This is a genomic window from Chitinophaga sp. sic0106, from assembly GCF_019219075.1.
In the GTDB taxonomy this organism is placed as follows: Bacteria; Bacteroidota; Bacteroidia; order Chitinophagales; family Chitinophagaceae; genus Chitinophaga.
Window position 1 is genome coordinate 157821 of sequence record NZ_JAHUWJ010000015.1, and the last position, 16672, is coordinate 174492.

Below are 16672 nucleotides of genomic sequence, written 5' to 3' on the forward strand. Positions count from 1 at the left end.
GCATATTAATAGGAATACCCTAACAGTCAATTTCCTTTAAGTAACTAACAGAGATAATTATGATAAACAACCGTTCCGATCTGAGCTTCGCCATTACCAACATTTCAATGGAGGGCCAAGGCGATGCTGCTGATAATACCGGCCGCCAGGCCGACTTCCGCATCATCTGGATTACGGCGGGCCATGGCGTTATTACAGTAGATCTGCAACAATTTACGTATGCACCACAGCAGTTGTTTTTCGTACGTGCGGGACAGTTAATATCCTGGAAACCCGACACCGGGCCACAGGGCTTTGTGCTGAGCTTTTCCGCCGGCTTCATTCACAACAGTGAACCGGAATTCAACGAAGCGTTTTATGGCCTCCTGCAGCAATTGCTCAGCGATGTGAAGATCAATAGCAGTGATGCCGCAGAAACGCCGGAAATGGAGGATATACTGCTGAAAATGGAAAAAGAATACCTGGGCAACAACTCCTGGAAAACTGAACTATTAAAACGCTATCTGAAAATATTTCTGATTCACTTATCGCGGCTCCTGGAAAACAGAATGGAGCTGCCACAGATACACAGGAATGGGGAGCTCCTGCAAAAATTCATGGCCCTGCTGGAAAAGCATTACCTCACTGAAAAAATGGTAACTGCTTATGCCGATATGCTGGCGGTTACGCCCAACTATCTTAATATGGTGATCAAACGCTGCACTGGTTATCCTGCAAGCTATCATATCCGCCAGCGGGTAGTGCTGGAAGCCAAACGCAGGGCCGCCCATTCAGATTTGAACATGAAAGAAATTGCCTACTTCCTGGGCTTTTACGATACCTCCCACTTCAGCAAGTTCTTCAAAAGTGCTACCGGTATGAACTTCACAGAATTTAAAAAGGAATTGATTTACTTCAATGCAACAGCTGTAGCCTAGTAATCAGCCGGCTGGCCGGGAGCAAGTCCCGGCCAGCTTTTATTATTTGGAAATACGCAACATCTTCAATCCAAAGTTATCATTTGCACTTACAATTCCTTTTGAACCGTCTGTGAAAGTGTTAAGACGGTCCGTGATCACGAGTTTACCACTCATAATCAGCGTATCTCCTGAAAAGGCATAGTGCATAGTCACTGTTTCCGGTACACCTGTACCTGCACCCACTGCTGCACCACTCAGGCTCATTACTTTCAGGGTAAGTGAATCAGTTCCCTTTAGGGTATATGGACTGACTACATTCATTACCGGATATTTGAACGATATATTTTGTGTAACCGGCTCCATAAATGGCTCACCATCAATATAGACCATCATGGTATAGCTCATAGCCGCCATATAGGAAACATCTTTCGGCGTCATATTTTTTGAATCAATCACATAAGTACCCTCGGCATTAGTACCCTCAATTTCATAATTCATTACAGAGAGCATGTCTTCTCCATCCGTAGGTTTGGTTTCACTTCTTCCTTTCTGTGAGGTAGAAATCAGCTTATAAGTACCAGCAATCGGACTCGAAGAGGGGTTGGATGGTTCTTCCTCACCACCGGCGCCAGGAACCGTCATCCTTGGTTCAACAATCACTTCCTTACTGCAGGAGAATAACAAGAGTGCGCAGACGGCCAGACACCAGGTTTTCATGGGAGCTTTCATAGGCTTGTATTAGACGCCCCAAATATAGATAATAATTTATTATAATTTATAAATTTTAGTCGTTGCCCAACGTCTTTAATGCCAGGTAGCTCATCAGCCCCGGCCCTGTTTGCAGGCTCAGTTCATCCACATCAAACGTAGCGGTATGTAGTCCGGAGGTAATCTGCCGTTCTTCATTGCGTACCCCTAACCGGTAGAAACAGGAAGGTCCGGCCTGACTATAATAGGCAAAATCTTCGGCCGCCATCCAGATGTCCAGGTCCACTACATTGGCGGCCCCGAGGTATTCAATCGCATGCGCTTGGGTAGCAGCAGTCAGTGCATCATCATTGATCAGCACCGGATAGCCCTGGTGTATTTCCACCACGCAGCTGCCCTCCATTCCTTCGGCAATGGATTCGGCCATCTTACGGATTTTTTCGTGGGCCTGTTTTCGCCAGGTTTCATCCATGCTACGGAAGGTTCCTTCAACCCGTACTTCATCCGGAATCACATTGGTAGCACCATTTGCGAGCATTTTACCGAAGGAAAGTACAGATGGCAAACCGGGTTCAGCCCTGCGGGAAACGATTTGCTGCAAGCCGGTGATGATATGACAGGCAATCAACACCGGATCAATGCCCAGGTGAGGCATAGCGCCATGGCCCCCTCTTCCCTTGATGGTGAGAAAAATTTCGTCGTTGCTGGCCATATACCGGCCACCACGGAACCCTACTTTACCAGCGGGTAACTCCGGCATAGTATGCTGCCCGAGGATGTAGTCCGGCTTTGGATTTTGCAGGACGCCTTCTTTGATCATCATGCTGGCACCTCCAGGGATCAGCTCCTCTGCCGGCTGAAAAATAAATTTTACTGTTCCGGAAAACTCGCTTTTCAGGCGGGTAAGAATTTCAGCGGTAGCGAGTAACGAGGACGTATGTACGTCATGGCCGCAGGCATGCATAACACCTGGGTTTTGCGACTTGTACGGCACTTCGTTCAGCTCCTGGATGGGCAGCGCGTCAATATCCGCCCGCAAGGCTACCACCGCACTGGAATCAGCCTTCTCACCTTTCAGCAACGCTACAATACCGGTATTGGCCATGCGCTCAAACGGCAGTCCGATGGCTGCCAGTCGCTCCTCAATGAAAACGGCTGTTTCAAATTCCTTATAAGACAACTCAGGGTGGGTGTGCAAATGTCTGCGATTCACCACTGTACTGGCATGAAGGGCAGCTGCCAGCTCCCTGATCTTTTCTTTCAACATAATTTTCCGGATTGAACGACTCCGAAAATACGCTATCTATCAGTTTCCAGTGTCAATTTTTTTCACCAGCTCCTGGCGCACCTCTTCCGGCACACGACTCAGCAGCTTCAGCTGCGTGGCCTGCTCTATCTCTTCAATGGAAGTGAGGTAGGCGGACCATTTCGTACTCACATCGTTTTTATTCGGTGTATTAACCGCAATGATGCGGGTATGTTTATTGATCCTTTTCAAGTCATTATTGCCTTCCGGAATCACCACGATCACCTTCCAGATGTGATCCGGCACCGTAATATTGTTGCGGTCGATTTTCTTTTTAAGCCCTTTTTCGCCGTAGCCACCAACGCCGTAGCTGCCCATGACCACATATACTTCATTCCCGGCCTTTACCAGGTCGCGGGTATAGCTTTCGAGCCCTGACCACAGGTGCTGATTATGATTAGGCGCCTGGGGTATCATGTTGGTCATCAGGAAAGTGGCATCGTTGGCGGCTCTGCTGAACGTGCGGTCACCCGAAGGGCAGTTATGCCCTCTGTCAAACCCACTGCCGATATAGCTCGTGTGCGACACCTGGTACCAGTTGTCCGGGACGTCTGCATCCGGCTTGAAATCGTTGGAGCGCGACATATGACCCAAATCCCTGGACGATACATGCCAGCTCACCCAGTTGGGTGTACCACGGTCACGGTTATACGATAATTTGTAAAATTCCTTATCCATCAGGTAGTTATTGGGAGATACCATTGCCGGCGTAGCATCACTCGGATTTCCTAGCAGCAGGTTATCGTCATCGCCGGCCACGGCATTGCCAGAGGGCGCCGGCGTATTGTCTTTGGGCGTTTGGCTGCTGCGCACTACGCTGAGTTCATCAAAGTTGAGGCGGCCGTTATCCTTATCAGTGTTACGGATCCGGAGTCGCAGTGTTTTTTCTGCGGAGATGGTAAAGGTAGAAGTGCGGAGCTCTTTCGAAGTTGTTTTAACGGCACTTCCTGCCTGGGTGAATCGCTGGCCTTTGTTGACCGAATACCACAATTCCCAGTTACCACCGGCATCGGTACCATACGCCGCATGTTTAAGTGTAACCGTTACCGTGCCTTTTACCGCAATATCGAAATCCATGGTAGCACTACCGCCACCGCGTATACGAAGTGCCTGCTTTCCTTGTTTATGATCTTCCGCTCTTGCCCCTACCACAGCGTCTTTCAGTGTCCATGCACCTGACTTGAGGGTAATAGTTTCGGAATTATAATTTTCTTTTACGGGAGATGTAGTCTCGAAGTTTTCTTTAAATAAGTCAGCCTGCTTATTTTTCCCGTTAGCAGATGGCTGCTTTTCGCGGGAAGTAGCGGGCACTTCTTTCCCCTTGTCTGTAGTGAATTTGCGGGTACAATAGGTTACTACAAACGTAATAATGGCTAGGATAATAACGATAGAATAATTACCGCTACTTTTCTTTTTTCTCTTTGGCATAGTCGTGGTACGAGCGCGCGAAGATAGAAAATTTTACACTCGGATCACTGCAGTAATACTAAAAACTTTTTGTGGCTGCGGGGTTTACATCTCCCTGAAAAAATATTTAAAAATTGCTGCCCTAACGGATGCTGCATTCAGAAAATAAAATATACAGTATGGCTGCCGTTTCCATCCTAAAAACTTCGTGAATTGACGTATAGTCATGGCCGTTTTCATCTTACCTAAAAACCTATTGTTGATCACACCAAATTTAGCTAACACCAGTATGGAAGCATCGGTTATACCATGACCGGTTTGAGCATCATTTTGACCCATTATCACATTTTGGCCATATCAATCCTTCGTAATTTTAGGTGTTCCACAAACCTATCACTAAGATGTACGAAGAGAGAATAAAGAGATCGGGCATGCAGGGGTTGATCACCAGTGCGGCCAACGCAGCCTCCTATATTAAGGACGGCATGGTAGTGGCCAGCAGTGGTTTTACCAAAGCGGGAGACAGTAAGGCCGTGCTGAAAGCATTTGCAGCATTAGCCACCACTTCTCCACGCAAAATCACCCTGCTCACCGGCGCTTCGCTGGGCCATGGTACGGACGGCACCCTTACCGAAGCAGGAGCAGTACATAAGCGGATGCCGTTTCAGGTAGATCCTGTGCTGCGCAACGCCATCAACGAGGGTAATGTATTATTCATTGACCAGCACCTCGGTGAAAGTGCAGAGCTGATCAACGAAAACATCATCCGCCCGGATGTAGCCATCATCGAAGCACTCCTGATCGAAGAAGACGGCAGCATTGTTCCCACCACTTCCGTAGGCAATACCGCCACCTTTGCCGCAAAAGCAGATAAGATTATTGTAGAAATAAATGTATCAGTGCCATTGTCGCTCTACGGGGTACATGATATTTTTTCCGCCGGCGTTTGGCCCGACAGAAAAATCATTCCTATTACGGCGGCAGGCACCCGTATTGGCAGTACTTCCATCCCGGTAGATCCTGAAAAAATTATTGCTATCGTTATTACGGAAACAATTGATAGTCCCGCAGCGATCAATGACCGTGACGATAAAACCCGCTCTATTGCCGGTCACCTGCTGCAGTTCTTTGAACACGAAGTAAAAAAAGGACGCCTTACCAATCAACTAAGACCACTCCAGTCGGGCATTGGAAAAGTAGCCAATGCCGTTCTGGAAGGCTTCATCGATGGCGACTTCCAACACCTTACCATGTACTCAGAAGTTTTGCAGGACAGTACTTTCAACCTTATTGATGCGGGTAAAATGGACTTCGCTTCTGCCAGCAGCATCACGGTGTCACAACCTTGCTATGCACGGCTGATGGAAAATTTCGAAAGATACAAACCACATATCATCCTTCGCCCGCAGGATATCAGCAATGCCGCTGAAGTGATCCGCCGCCTGGGTGTGATCAGTATTAATACCGCCATTGAATTTGATATTTATGGAAATGTAAACTCTACACATATTGGAGGCACCAAAATGATGAATGGCATCGGTGGTTCCAACGATTTTGCACGCAACGCTTACCTGAGCGTATTTGTAACGCAGGCATCGTCAAAAAATGGCGCGATTTCGCATGTGGTGCCCATGGCTTCACATGTTGATAACAGCGAGCATGATGTAGACATTGTAGTAACCGACTTCGGCCTGGCTGATTTGCGCGGACTGGCGCCACGTGAGCGTGCAAAAGCGATTATCAGCAACTGCGCTGACCCTGTGTATAAGGACTTACTGAAAGATTATTTCCTTGCAGCCTCCCGCAAAGGCGGCCATACGCCACACTTGCTGGAAGAAGCGCTCAGCTGGCATGCAAGAATGGATATTAACGGCTCCATGCAAAAGGAAACAAATTCCTTTGCCTGATGCATTAGAGCCATGCTTATGAGAAACAGGTGTGAAAGGCAGAAAGGTCGTTACTGAAAAGTGACGGCCTTTCTTTTTTGGGTTGAAAGGAAACATAGCCCTGGCTGCCTTTTTGCCCGTAAAAAATCTGCTACTATTTATTAAAACTTCCGCGCTTTTGCGCAAAAAAAACGCCGCTCATAGGCGGCGTTCACAAATTTTTACTGAGGTTAATCAGGAACCCAGGCGTTTACGCATACAAATACTGGTGTCCATACCAATATAGGGCCCATAGTTGTCCATCACCGTAAAGCCACTTTTCTGGTACAGACTAACGGCTTCCGGCTGACGCTTGCCCGTTTCCAGGATGGCATAACTGTAATGCAGTTCTTTCGCCCAGTTTTCCAGTTCATGGAGTATGCCGAAAGCAATCCCCTTTCCCCGCAATTCGGGCTTTACAAACATCCGCTTGATTTCAATGGTGTGGTCATTGAATTCACGGAAACATGCACATCCTACGGCCTCCTGCCCCATGTAAGCAATCACAACAGTGTTGATCGCTTCAATCACATTGTGTTCATCGTAAATTTCCTGCAATTCCTGGTAACGATCACGCAGGTCCTCGTCCAGCGCATTAATCAGCGCTTCAAAATCCTGCTGCTCGTTGTTGGTCCGGAGATAGGTTACCGTATTCATCGCTTTTCTGTTTTATGTGGGCTACGTTTCGTACCCCAATGATATAACCAAAAAAAGTATCTACAAAAAAAATAAAAATAGCTGGTTGACTACTACTTTTCGTTTATCCATTAACGTTAGAATCACAGATTACAATACCGTTACGCTCTCGCAATAGAACAAAAAAAATTAATTTATGGATAGTTATAACATATACTGATCGTTGTATAACTATTATCGATATCGTCTTTCAATGGTACTGCGAAAAATACAGTGTAACTTTGTCCACTTCTGTAAACGAAACCATAAATACGTACTCCTTGACAACAACGATAACGCCCTCGCGGTTCTTTTTTTTAATTTTAATTTTAGGGGCACTCACCGCCCTCGGTCCGTTTTCGATCGACATGTACCTGCCAGGATTCCCTGCCATGGCGAAAGACCTCGGTACGGACGTACCTACCATCGGTTTTTCCCTCACCAGCTTTTTTATTGGCATCTCCGCCGGCCAGCTCTTGTATGGTCCGTTGCTGGATAAATATGGCCGTAAAAAACCACTTTATGCCGGTCTTGTACTCTATATCGCCGCCTCTATTGGTTGCATGTATAGTCACACTATACAAAGTTTGATAGTACTGCGCTTTTTCCAGGCCATCGGTAGCTGTGCCGCCACCGTTGCAGCGGTAGCCATGGTGCGCGACATATTCCCGGTGAAAGACAATGCCCGGGTATTTGCCCTTCTCATGCTGGTAGTGGGGGCCTCCCCAATGGTTGCACCCGCTGTAGGCGGTTATGTTACAGCCGCATTTGGATGGAACGCCGTATTTCTTATCCTCACCATCCTGGGAGCCATTATTTTTCTCGCCTGCCTGCTCTGGTTACCGGAAAGCTATCAACCGGATAAATCCATGTCTCTCAAGCCCAAACCTATTATTACCAATTTCCTGGCTGTACTCACCAACGCACAGTTTACCACCTACGCCCTCGCCGGCGCGCTCAGCTTTGCCGGTATATTTACCTATGTTTCCGGTTCACCAAAGGTGTTCATGGAAGTATACCAGGTAAGTGGTGAAGTGTATGGTTGGATCTTTGCCGGATTATCAGTTGGCTTTATCGGCTGCAGCCAGATAAACAGCATCCTGCTGCGCAGGTTCCAGAGCCGCCAGATAATACCCATCGCGCTGGCGTTTCAGTCGGCCTTTGGTATACTCCTGCTCCTGGCCGCCATCACCCATATACTAACGCTTCCGATGCTCCTGATATTACTTTTTGGTTACCTCTGCTGCCTGGGGTTTGTAAATCCCAACACCGCGGCACTTTGCCTGGCTCCTTTTTCCAAAAATGCCGGCAGCGCCTCAGCCGTAATGGGCGCCCTGCAGCTGGGCATAGGCGCCATCACCTCCGCCGCCGTAAGTGCGGTAAAAACACCGGATGCCACCCCCATGACGCTCACACTCGCCTGCTGTGGTATCAGCGCACTGGCAGTACTGCTGATTGGTCGTAAATTTATTAAAGAAGAAACGCAAATGCACGGCGCACACGCAGTCCTGCATTAATTTACTTGTCCGCTTCCGCAACACCTATGTCCGGAAGCGGACATTTTTCAAGATTCCCCCTCCCCCAAATCCCCTGTTTTCAATACTTTCGTAAGGTGGCACCGTTCTGGTTAAAACCCATCCAAAGGATTTTTCATCATGATATCGAATTATCTGAAAACGGCACTTCGCAACCTGAAAAAAAACAAGACCTACGGGTTGCTGAATATCTTCGGACTCAGCATAGGTATTGTTTGCACCTGCCTCATACTCCTATGGGTAGAAGACGAGGTAAACTTCAATGGCTACATCCGGCAGAAAGACAATACCTGGCTCACTAAAATCCATTGGAACCTCAACAACGAACTGAGAACCTATACTTCCACTTCCGGCCCTGTAGGACCATCTGCCATTGCCGAAATTCCAGGTGTTAAATCATACGCACGCAGCACAGAAGGCTATACCTCCGCATTATTCAACTACGGCAACAACCCTATGTACAGTTACGGCCGGTACGTAGATCCAGCCTTCCTGCAAATATTTGAATGCCAGTTCGTGGAAGGCACGCCAGGGGATGCACTCACACAAGTGCACTCCCTCGTGATCACCGAAAAAACCGCAAAAAAATTATTTAATGCTACCACCGGCATCATAGGGAAAACTATTACGGTAGATAACGCAAACGCCTATACGATTACAGGTGTGGTAAAAGATATACCGCTAAGCGCTTCGGTGCGGTTCGACTGGCTCGCCCCACTGGAGGCTGCCTACCAGGGTACCAACTCGCTCAGCAACTGGGAGGCTTTCCAACTGGAAACCTACTTCCAGACTACACCCGGCGCCAACATCGCCGCCATCACCAGTAAAATGAACCAACTGGCTAAACAAAATATTCCTACTTATGCCGTCACCTATTCGTTGCTAAACATGAACGACTGGCGACTCCGCAGTGAATACGAAAACGGCATCCAGAGCGGCGGCCGCATTGTATACGTCCGCCTGTTCCTCCTCATCGCCGGGATTATTTTGCTGGTTGCCTGTATCAACTTCATGAACCTTTCTACCGCCCGCAGCGAACAACGCGCAAAGGAAGTAGGTGTGCGAAAAGCACTAGGCGCAGGGAAAGGAAAACTGATCATACAGTTCATCGGGGAAGCTATCGTTCAGGCAGCATTTGCCACCCTGGTAGCCATACTGCTGCTGGCTTTGGTATTACCGGCCTTCAATACTTTAGTGAATAAAATATTATCGCTGCAATTACTGCAACCTTCGCACCTGCTGGCTTTAGTGGCACTCACCCTCTTCTGCGGACTGCTGGCAGGTTCCTACCCTGCCTTGTATTTGTCCAATTTCAACCCTGTAGCGATTCTGAAAGGCTTCAAAGTGAAATCCGGCGGCGCGGCATTTATTCGCAAAGGCCTGGTGGTAGCGCAGTTCAGTATTTCGATTGTACTCATCATCGCTACGGTTATTATCTACCAGCAAATACAGCATGTTAAATCAAGGGATCTCGGATTTAATATCGAGCGCCTTATTTCTATAAATGCCACCGGCGATGTTGTCAAAAACTTCGCCTCCATCCGCGATGCACTCTACCACACCGGTGCCATAGAAAAAGCTGCCCTGGCGGATCACAACCCGTTATACGATGGCAACAGTACCGACCGCATTACCTGGGATGGCAAGCCGGCGAACGCTTCCTCCATCACCTCCATGCGTTTCATCGGCCCGGGCTTCCTGGAAACTACAGGTATGCAGCTGCTGGAAGGGCAAAACCTAACCCGCGAAGCGGACGACAGCATCAACGTAATGGTAAACCAGGCTTTTGCCAAACAAATAGGCGCCGGCAGTCCACTCGGGAAAATGCTGTACGCCAGGGTATCCGACAGCGTTACCATGAAATTTCGTATAGCCGGTGTAGTGAAAGATTATGTGTATGGTGATATGTACGGCAGTCCGGACCCCGTCATGTTCCTCGGTATCCCTTCCCGTACCAACACCATCTATGCCCGGTTAAACGCCAACATTGCGCCGGAAGTAGCCATGGCACGAATTGGAGACGTGATGCGCCGGTTTAATCCTGCTTATCCTTTTACCTACAGCTTCACGGATAAGCAGTTTAATGATATGTTTCAGAATGAAATGCTGATGCAGCAACTCAGTCGCATCTTCGCCGCTATTGCCATCATTATCAGCTGCCTCGGCCTCTTTGGCTTATCCGCCTACACAGCAGAACGCCGCACCAAAGAAATCGGTATCCGCAAGGTACTCGGCGCCAGCACACAAAGCATCACAACTTTATTGTCGCTCGATTTTCTTAAGCTGGTAGCCATCTCCATGTTGATTGCATTTCCTGCTGCCTGGTGGATGATGGCGCAGTGGCTGCAACAATATAAATACCATGTACAGGTAGGCCCGGCAGTGTTCCTGTTTGCTGGCATCACCGCCATCCTCATTACCATGCTTACCATCAGCTATCAATCCATAAAGGCCAGCATGGCCGATCCGGTGAAGAGTTTAAAAACAGAATAACATACATCTCTCCAAAATGCAAAAGAGAGACAGCGCTAATGCTACTGTCTCTCTTTTGCATTAAAGCATTTTAATTACCTTCTGCCACGGCCCACATATACCACGCCGCATGCGGCAGCCACTGTTCTGCCCATCGCCAGTCATCATCTTTACCAGTAGTTTTGTAAGATAAATTAAACGCAATGCCATGTTCATCCGCAATGCCGGATGTAATGCCATTCACGATTCCACCGGGTGCGTTGGTGTACTCAAACGTACCAAAAAATCCATAGGCGGGATTGTTATGACCCGTCCCCTGCATCATACAGGCATCATATGGGTTTAGTCCCAGTATCCAATTGAGCTGATTGGTAGCATAATTTCTTAGGCTGGCAGCCAGTTTGGGATCATCCGCAAAAAATTTCGCGGCCATGCGTGCTGCCGTAGCGATGGAGCCAAGTCGCGCATTTTCACCCTGCCACCACGGGGCAGCATCGCTGCCATGCGGAAAAAAGAAACTGCTGCGTCTTACACCAGCCGTATCCTGTACTAATTGCCGACCATATCCAAATGGATTCGCTACTTCGGTGGTGATACCGGCTTCAAATGAAAAAGAGCGCTGTAGGGCAGTGCGAATAGTAGCTTGTTGCGCCGCCGTAGCATAAGGATAAAACTTCATCAGACTCACCGCCGGCAAACCCGCATCAGATGGATGAAAGAAAGGCCGGTCCTTATCATCCGCACGCCAGTAGTTTTTATATTGGTTCCATTGTTGCAGCCGGTCAGTCAGTTGCTTTGCTCTGGAAGCCGCATAGGCCTGGTAATGCGGCGCTTTTGTGGCCTCATACAAGGCTGTAGCCGCTGCTAATGCACAATAGTCATCTACAATATTTTCTTTGCCATCATTGGTCATTTCCAGGTTGTGCTTTTCCAAATAGGCAAATGCCCGTTTGGCAGCTTCCAGATATTGCGCATTCGTATAGTCGCCACAGGTATCATAGGTTGCAGCTTTTGCCAGGGCGGCAATCGCAATACCACCGCCGGAACGAAAGCTCACCTGGTAGCTTTGCCATTCGGTATTATCATTTCCGGAAGTAAAGCTCTGGTCTTTGTTTTCCTTAATGCGGTAATTCTTTTCTTCCGGCCTGATCACGCGGTCCACGGCTCGTTTACCTGGTCCGGGAGCGCTTACACTTCTGAAAAAAGAACCTTCCTTTACCTGCAACCTGGTAAGGTAATCAGCACCATACATCGCTTCATCCAGCAGCCTGCGTTTAAACTGTCTGAAATCATTACCGGGCCTTGCCTGCAGCAGTTCGTAAGTATTGAGCAGGCTCCATACGGTGAGAGAAATCTGCTGTGGATTAAAATAAGTAGAAAAAGACAGGTGAGAGAGATGTTTGCCGTAATCGCCGGTAGCATCGTACCAACCGCCATGAGCGTCCACCGTATCGCGGGTATGGAGCAATCCCACGTGGTGGTCGGCCGCATCCGGCAATCCGCTGCTGCGCTGTCCCTTGAAATAGTAAATCACATCTGATAAGGTCTGACGTTCCAATACATCTGTACCGATTTCAAACAATTCGGAGGTCCATTCCTGCTGGTTAAAGGTCGCTCTCAGTCTGTATTTACCAGGCGTTGCAAATTCGGAGAAATCCATCTCCCGGAAATAACGCTGCCAGTTATCAACTGTTTGCGCTTGCTGCGACACCTTACCGGAATAAACCACCTGGTTGTTGACATCCAGCAGCTGAAAGTTGCCGGCGGTGCCAGGTGTTTCGCTTTGAAGGATGGCGCGTTTGGGGCCTGTAACTTCATAACCAACATGATTAGTGAGTACCCGTACAGTTTGGGAAAAGACGGAAAAAGGCAATAATAGCCCTATGATAAATAGTAATCGAAAGGATAGAAAAGGCATAAAAAAACGGGAATGTTTCTATTAAGATAAACATTCCCGTTTTTTAAACTAATTATTTTACACTAAAGGAAGATGTCAGTTTTGACTGTTGTGAGTCGCCGCCTACATGCACGGTATATTTACCCGGATACAGTTTCCATTTACCCTGTTGCAGATCCCATTTCTGTAATTCAGCAACGGGTATAGCCAGTTGTAATTCCTGTGCACCACCTTTGGTGGTATGCACGCGGCCAAAGGCTTTCAGCTCTTTCAGCGGCATACGGTCCACCGCAGGATAGCTGATGTACGCCTGTACTACCTCATCCGCATCATAGCTACCGGTGTTGCTAACCTTTACGGACATACGAATAGTATCGCCCTGCTTATATTTTTCCTGTGGCTTGCCGGCCCAGTTGTAATCAAAAGTGGTATAGCTCATACCAAACCCAAACGGCCACGCGGCTTTGCCGGTAAAGTAGCGGTAGGTGCGGTCCTTCATGCTATAGCTGTTATAGTCGGGCAGGTCTTTCACGGAATGATAGAAGGTGAGGGGGAGTCGTCCTGATGGTGCATACTTACCATACACCAGATCAGCCAGTGCGGTACCGCCCTGCTCACCAGGATACCATGCCAGGATGATCGCATCTGCATAAGGTTCAATTTCAGTGATATCTACTGCGCTGCCTGCGGTTACCACGGCTATGATAGGCTTTTTATGAGCAGCCCTTAGCTTCTTCATAAATAAAACCTGTGAACGCGGTAAGCTCAGGGTGTTTTTATCACCACCGGCGGGCGACAAAAACGCATCTCCGTCTTCGCCTTCCAGCAGTGGCGTTAAGCCGATTACAGCTACGGTAACATCACAGTTTTCTGACGCCCAGATACCGCCGAAATGCAGCGTATCGGTGAAGTCGCAACCCTGGTCGTACTGCATGGCTACCGCCGGACCTGCGGCCTTACTGAGGCCTGCAGCGAAGGTGACCATGTTACCGGATACACCGTGGTAGTTACCCATCAGGGCTTCCAGCGATACGGAGTTGGAGCCGGTTACCAGCATAGAAGAATATTTATCATGCTGTAGTGGCAGCACGCCATTGTTTTTCAGCAGCACCATACTTTTTCTGGCCGCCTCCAGGGCCAATTGTGCATGCCAGGCGTTGTTAACACTGTCGGCGCCATAGCTGGCATAGGCACGATCCGCGGGATTGTTGTACAGTCCCAGCTTCATCTGCGTGCGGAGTGATTTGATCAGGGCCGAATCTACATCTGCGGCTTTGAGCCATCCTTTGTCGATGGCTTTCATCACATCATCCTGGAGGATGTTGGCGCAGTCGAGGTTCACCCCTGCCTTAATTGCAGCAGCAGCCACTTCTTCCCGGGTAGGAATCGCTTTATGGCGTTGCCAGATATCATCGAGTGCCCAGCAGTCGGTTACTACCTGTCCGCCGAATTTCCATTCTTTACGAAGGATATCCTGGAGCAGGGTGTTGCCGGTGCAGCAAGGCTCACTATTTACGCGGTTATAGGCGCACATGATGGATTCCACTTTCCCATCCACCATTTTTTTGAATGCATAGAGGTAGGTTTCGCGCAGGTCCTTTTGATCCACGATGGCGTTGAACTGGTGGCGATCTTTTTCTGGTCCGCTGTGTACCGCAAAGTGTTTGGCACAGGCAGCTGTTTTCAGATGTTCCGGATCATCACCTTGCAAACCATTTACGAAAGCACCTGCCATGGTAGCAGTCAGATAGGGGTCCTCACCGTAGGTCTCCTGTCCTCTGCCCCACCTTGGATCGCGGAAGATATTGACGTTAGGTGTCCAGAAGTTCAGGCCCATGTATTGCACATGTCTGTTTTTAGCGACAGACATATTATACTTTGCGCGTGCTTCCGTGGAAATGCTGTTGGCTACAGCCTTTGCCAGTTCCGGATCAAAGGTGGATGACAAACCTACTGCCTGCGGATAAACAGTAGCTTCTCCGCCTCTGGCTATGCCGTGTAGCGCTTCATTCCACCAGTTATACGCCGGAATACCCAGGCGTTCAATGGCCGGACTGTTATAGCCGAGCAGGGAGATTTTTTCTTTCAGGGTAAGGGTGTGCATCAGGTCCTGTACTCTGGTTTCTGTTGGCAGGTCGGCCCTTCGGAACGCTGGCTGCTGTTGAGCATCCAGCTGTTGTACCGCAAAAATTCCGAGGGCGATCGCAAATAGTCTACGTTTCATCTCGTGCAAGATATTAATAAAATTTAAAAAGAGGAAAGTGCAGCCGTAGCTGTTCTTTCCTCTTTTTAAGCAATTTCTGATACTATTTTTTTAGAAATTGAAATTCGCCGGATCAGGACCTACACGGGTACCTTTATCCAGCGCATCAATCAGTGCAATATCTGCTGCTGCGATCTCAAAGCCAAATACTTTGGCGTTGTCTTCGATTCTTTTTTGCTGAATGCTTTTAGGAATGGTAACAATTCCTTTTTGCAAATCCCATCTGAGTACAAGCTGGGCAACTGACACTGCATATTTCTGTGCCAGTTCTTTCAGTTCAGGAATATCGAAGATCTGTCCCTGCATGAGTGGGCTCCAGGCTTCGAACTGGATGTTATGTTGCTTCGCAAACTGTTGCAGGGCGGGCTGTTGCAGGCGTGGATGGAATTCCAGCTGATCCACCATAGGTGTAACTTTAGCGGACTGCATCAGGTCTTCCAGCTGGTGTTGCAGAAAGTTACTCACTCCGATTGCCTTCACACGGCCTTCTGCATACAATGTTTCCAGTGCGCGCCAGGTTTCTTTGTACTTACCGGCTACCGGCCAGTGGATCAGGTAGAGATCCAGGTAATCTGTTTTCAGTTTTTCCAGTGAGGTTTCAAATGCTTTGATGGCAGTGTCATATCCCTGATCAGCATTCCAAACTTTAGTGGTAATGAAAACATCTTTTCTGTCGGTGGTATGGTCAGCAATAGCAGTACCTACTCCTTCTTCATTGCCATATATAGCAGCAGTATCAATATGCCTATAACCTGCGTCCAGTGCAAATTTCACGGCGTCAATCACTTCCTGTCCTTCATTCGTTCTCCACACGCCCAATCCGAAATATGGCATTTCTACGCCGTTTGCCAGCTTTACTGTGCCTTTGATGTCTGTAATGTTCATAATTTGATCTTTTGCTTCGTTAATTAAAATCGCTAAGGGATTACAAAATTAATTCCAATCTAATTAACTCAGTCATCTTATAATTCATAACAATTATCAGAATAATGATAGTTTATTTTTTGAGCAGGGAGTCTTCCTGTTCTTTATAGTAGCGTTCTACGAGGCGACTATCGGGCAGCGAGTTCAGCACAGCGATGAGCCATTTATCTGCTTTTTTCACCAGTTTACCTTTGTAATAGCCCACGGCCATCAGCTGTATTTCACCGCTTTTGATATCGGTCCATACGTTGGCGCAATACATGCTCACGCGCACGGAATCGTTGGGCAGCATTTCAAACTGCATGTTGCTGATAAGGTGGCGTTGCTGGAATTTTGCACTCTTCACGCTTTCGCCGAGTTGTACGACTCTGGTGGCAAAGTTCTCCTTACCTCTGAGTTTCACGCCGTCAATCTCGCCCCGGATGCTGTCATCCATAAACTCCAGGCATTTTTCGAGGCTGCCGTTATCGAAATTTTCCGCAAAGCCATAGATTACTTTTTCTATTTGTTGCTGATCGCGGTAACGCACATCGTATTTAAGGGTGGTGTCGGGTAAGGCCGTGCTGCTTTCTTTGAGTGGGTCGCGTTGCGGTTGACTGGGATTGGTGCACGCAAAGAAAGATATTACCATTGCCGCTGCGAATAGTGGTTTAACCATGTA

The 16672-nt window shown here is 48.2% G+C and carries 12 protein-coding genes; 4 read left to right on the plus strand and 8 right to left on the minus strand.

From position 1 onward, the window contains the following. The first annotated feature begins 59 nt into the window (after positions 1–59). On the plus strand, positions 60–917 hold the full coding sequence (locus KW844_RS20880; RefSeq protein ID WP_218378726.1) for an AraC family transcriptional regulator: 858 nt from the start codon (positions 60–62) through the stop codon (positions 915–917). Positions 918–959: 42 nt separating this feature from the next. Here KW844_RS20880 and KW844_RS20885 read toward each other — a convergent pair whose 3' ends face one another. From KW844_RS20885 to KW844_RS20895, 3 genes are read right to left on the minus strand one after another with little or no spacing between them, the layout of a single operon-like run. After that, positions 960–1628: a hypothetical protein gene (locus tag KW844_RS20885; protein ID WP_218378727.1), complete on the minus strand. Its 669-nt coding sequence runs from the start codon at positions 1626–1628 to the stop codon at positions 960–962. 55 nt (positions 1629–1683) lie between these two features. Beyond that, positions 1684–2874 carry a M20 family metallopeptidase gene (locus tag KW844_RS20890; protein ID WP_218378728.1) on the minus strand — a complete coding sequence of 397 codons (1191 nt, stop codon included), beginning with the start codon at positions 2872–2874 and terminating at the stop codon, positions 1684–1686. A gap of 39 nt (positions 2875–2913) precedes the next feature. After that, entirely contained in the window at positions 2914–4341 is a 1428-nt protein-coding gene (locus KW844_RS20895; protein ID WP_218378729.1) for a DNA/RNA non-specific endonuclease, read from the minus strand. 380 nt (positions 4342–4721) lie between these two features. Here KW844_RS20895 and KW844_RS20900 point away from each other — a divergent pair, with 380 nt between their 5' ends. Further along, positions 4722–6227, plus strand: a complete 1506-nt coding sequence (locus KW844_RS20900; RefSeq protein ID WP_218378730.1) for a succinate CoA transferase — start codon at positions 4722–4724, stop codon at positions 6225–6227. 213 nt (positions 6228–6440) lie between these two features. Here KW844_RS20900 and KW844_RS20905 read toward each other — a convergent pair whose 3' ends face one another. Further along, on the minus strand, positions 6441–6902 hold the full coding sequence (locus tag KW844_RS20905) for a GNAT family N-acetyltransferase (protein WP_218378731.1): 462 nt from the start codon (positions 6900–6902) through the stop codon (positions 6441–6443). A gap of 299 nt (positions 6903–7201) precedes the next feature. Between KW844_RS20905 and KW844_RS20910 the strand changes: the two genes are divergently transcribed. Together KW844_RS20910 and KW844_RS20915 are read left to right on the plus strand one after the other, a co-directional pair. Beyond that, positions 7202–8437, plus strand: coding sequence for a multidrug effflux MFS transporter (locus tag KW844_RS20910; protein ID WP_255578560.1), 1236 nt, complete (start codon positions 7202–7204; stop codon positions 8435–8437). A gap of 138 nt (positions 8438–8575) precedes the next feature. After that, complete coding sequence (locus KW844_RS20915) at positions 8576–10948, plus strand: ABC transporter permease (RefSeq protein ID WP_218378732.1); 2373 nt, start codon at positions 8576–8578, stop codon at positions 10946–10948. Positions 10949–11018: 70 nt separating this feature from the next. Here the strand turns inward: KW844_RS20915 and KW844_RS20920 are convergent, their stop codons facing one another. The 4 genes from KW844_RS20920 to KW844_RS20935 all read right to left on the minus strand — a co-directional run bounded on the left by KW844_RS20920 (position 11019) and on the right by KW844_RS20935 (position 16669). After that, positions 11019–12800 (minus strand): glycoside hydrolase family 9 protein, encoded by a 1782-nt coding sequence (locus KW844_RS20920; RefSeq protein WP_255578561.1) that lies wholly within the window; start codon positions 12798–12800, stop codon positions 11019–11021. Between the two features lie 97 nt (positions 12801–12897). Beyond that, complete coding sequence (locus tag KW844_RS20925) at positions 12898–15048, minus strand: glycoside hydrolase family 3 N-terminal domain-containing protein (RefSeq protein WP_218378734.1); 2151 nt, start codon at positions 15046–15048, stop codon at positions 12898–12900. Between the two features lie 90 nt (positions 15049–15138). After that, entirely contained in the window at positions 15139–15972 is an 834-nt protein-coding gene (locus KW844_RS20930; RefSeq protein WP_218378735.1) for an aldo/keto reductase, read from the minus strand. Positions 15973–16084: 112 nt separating this feature from the next. Beyond that, positions 16085–16669 (minus strand): nuclear transport factor 2 family protein, encoded by a 585-nt coding sequence (locus KW844_RS20935; protein WP_218378736.1) that lies wholly within the window; start codon positions 16667–16669, stop codon positions 16085–16087. Positions 16670–16672: the final 3 nt, after the last annotated feature.

What these genes read in the sequence shown, in the direction of transcription:
- KW844_RS20880 (WP_218378726.1), top strand. Translation starts at nt 60, where the DNA reads ATGATAAACAACCGTTCCGATCTGAGCTTCGCCATTACCAACATTTCA.
- KW844_RS20885 (WP_218378727.1), bottom strand. Translation starts at nt 1,628, where the DNA reads ATGAAAGCTCCCATGAAAACCTGGTGTCTGGCCGTCTGCGCACTCTTG.
- KW844_RS20890 (WP_218378728.1), bottom strand. Translation starts at nt 2,874, where the DNA reads ATGTTGAAAGAAAAGATCAGGGAGCTGGCAGCTGCCCTTCATGCCAGT.
- KW844_RS20895 (WP_218378729.1), bottom strand. Translation starts at nt 4,341, where the DNA reads ATGCCAAAGAGAAAAAAGAAAAGTAGCGGTAATTATTCTATCGTTATT.
- KW844_RS20900 (WP_218378730.1), top strand. Translation starts at nt 4,722, where the DNA reads ATGTACGAAGAGAGAATAAAGAGATCGGGCATGCAGGGGTTGATCACC.
- KW844_RS20905 (WP_218378731.1), bottom strand. Translation starts at nt 6,902, where the DNA reads ATGAATACGGTAACCTATCTCCGGACCAACAACGAGCAGCAGGATTTT.
- KW844_RS20915 (WP_218378732.1), top strand. Translation starts at nt 8,576, where the DNA reads ATGATATCGAATTATCTGAAAACGGCACTTCGCAACCTGAAAAAAAAC.
- KW844_RS20925 (WP_218378734.1), bottom strand. Translation starts at nt 15,048, where the DNA reads ATGAAACGTAGACTATTTGCGATCGCCCTCGGAATTTTTGCGGTACAA.
- KW844_RS20930 (WP_218378735.1), bottom strand. Translation starts at nt 15,972, where the DNA reads ATGAACATTACAGACATCAAAGGCACAGTAAAGCTGGCAAACGGCGTA.
- KW844_RS20935 (WP_218378736.1), bottom strand. Translation starts at nt 16,669, where the DNA reads ATGGTTAAACCACTATTCGCAGCGGCAATGGTAATATCTTTCTTTGCG.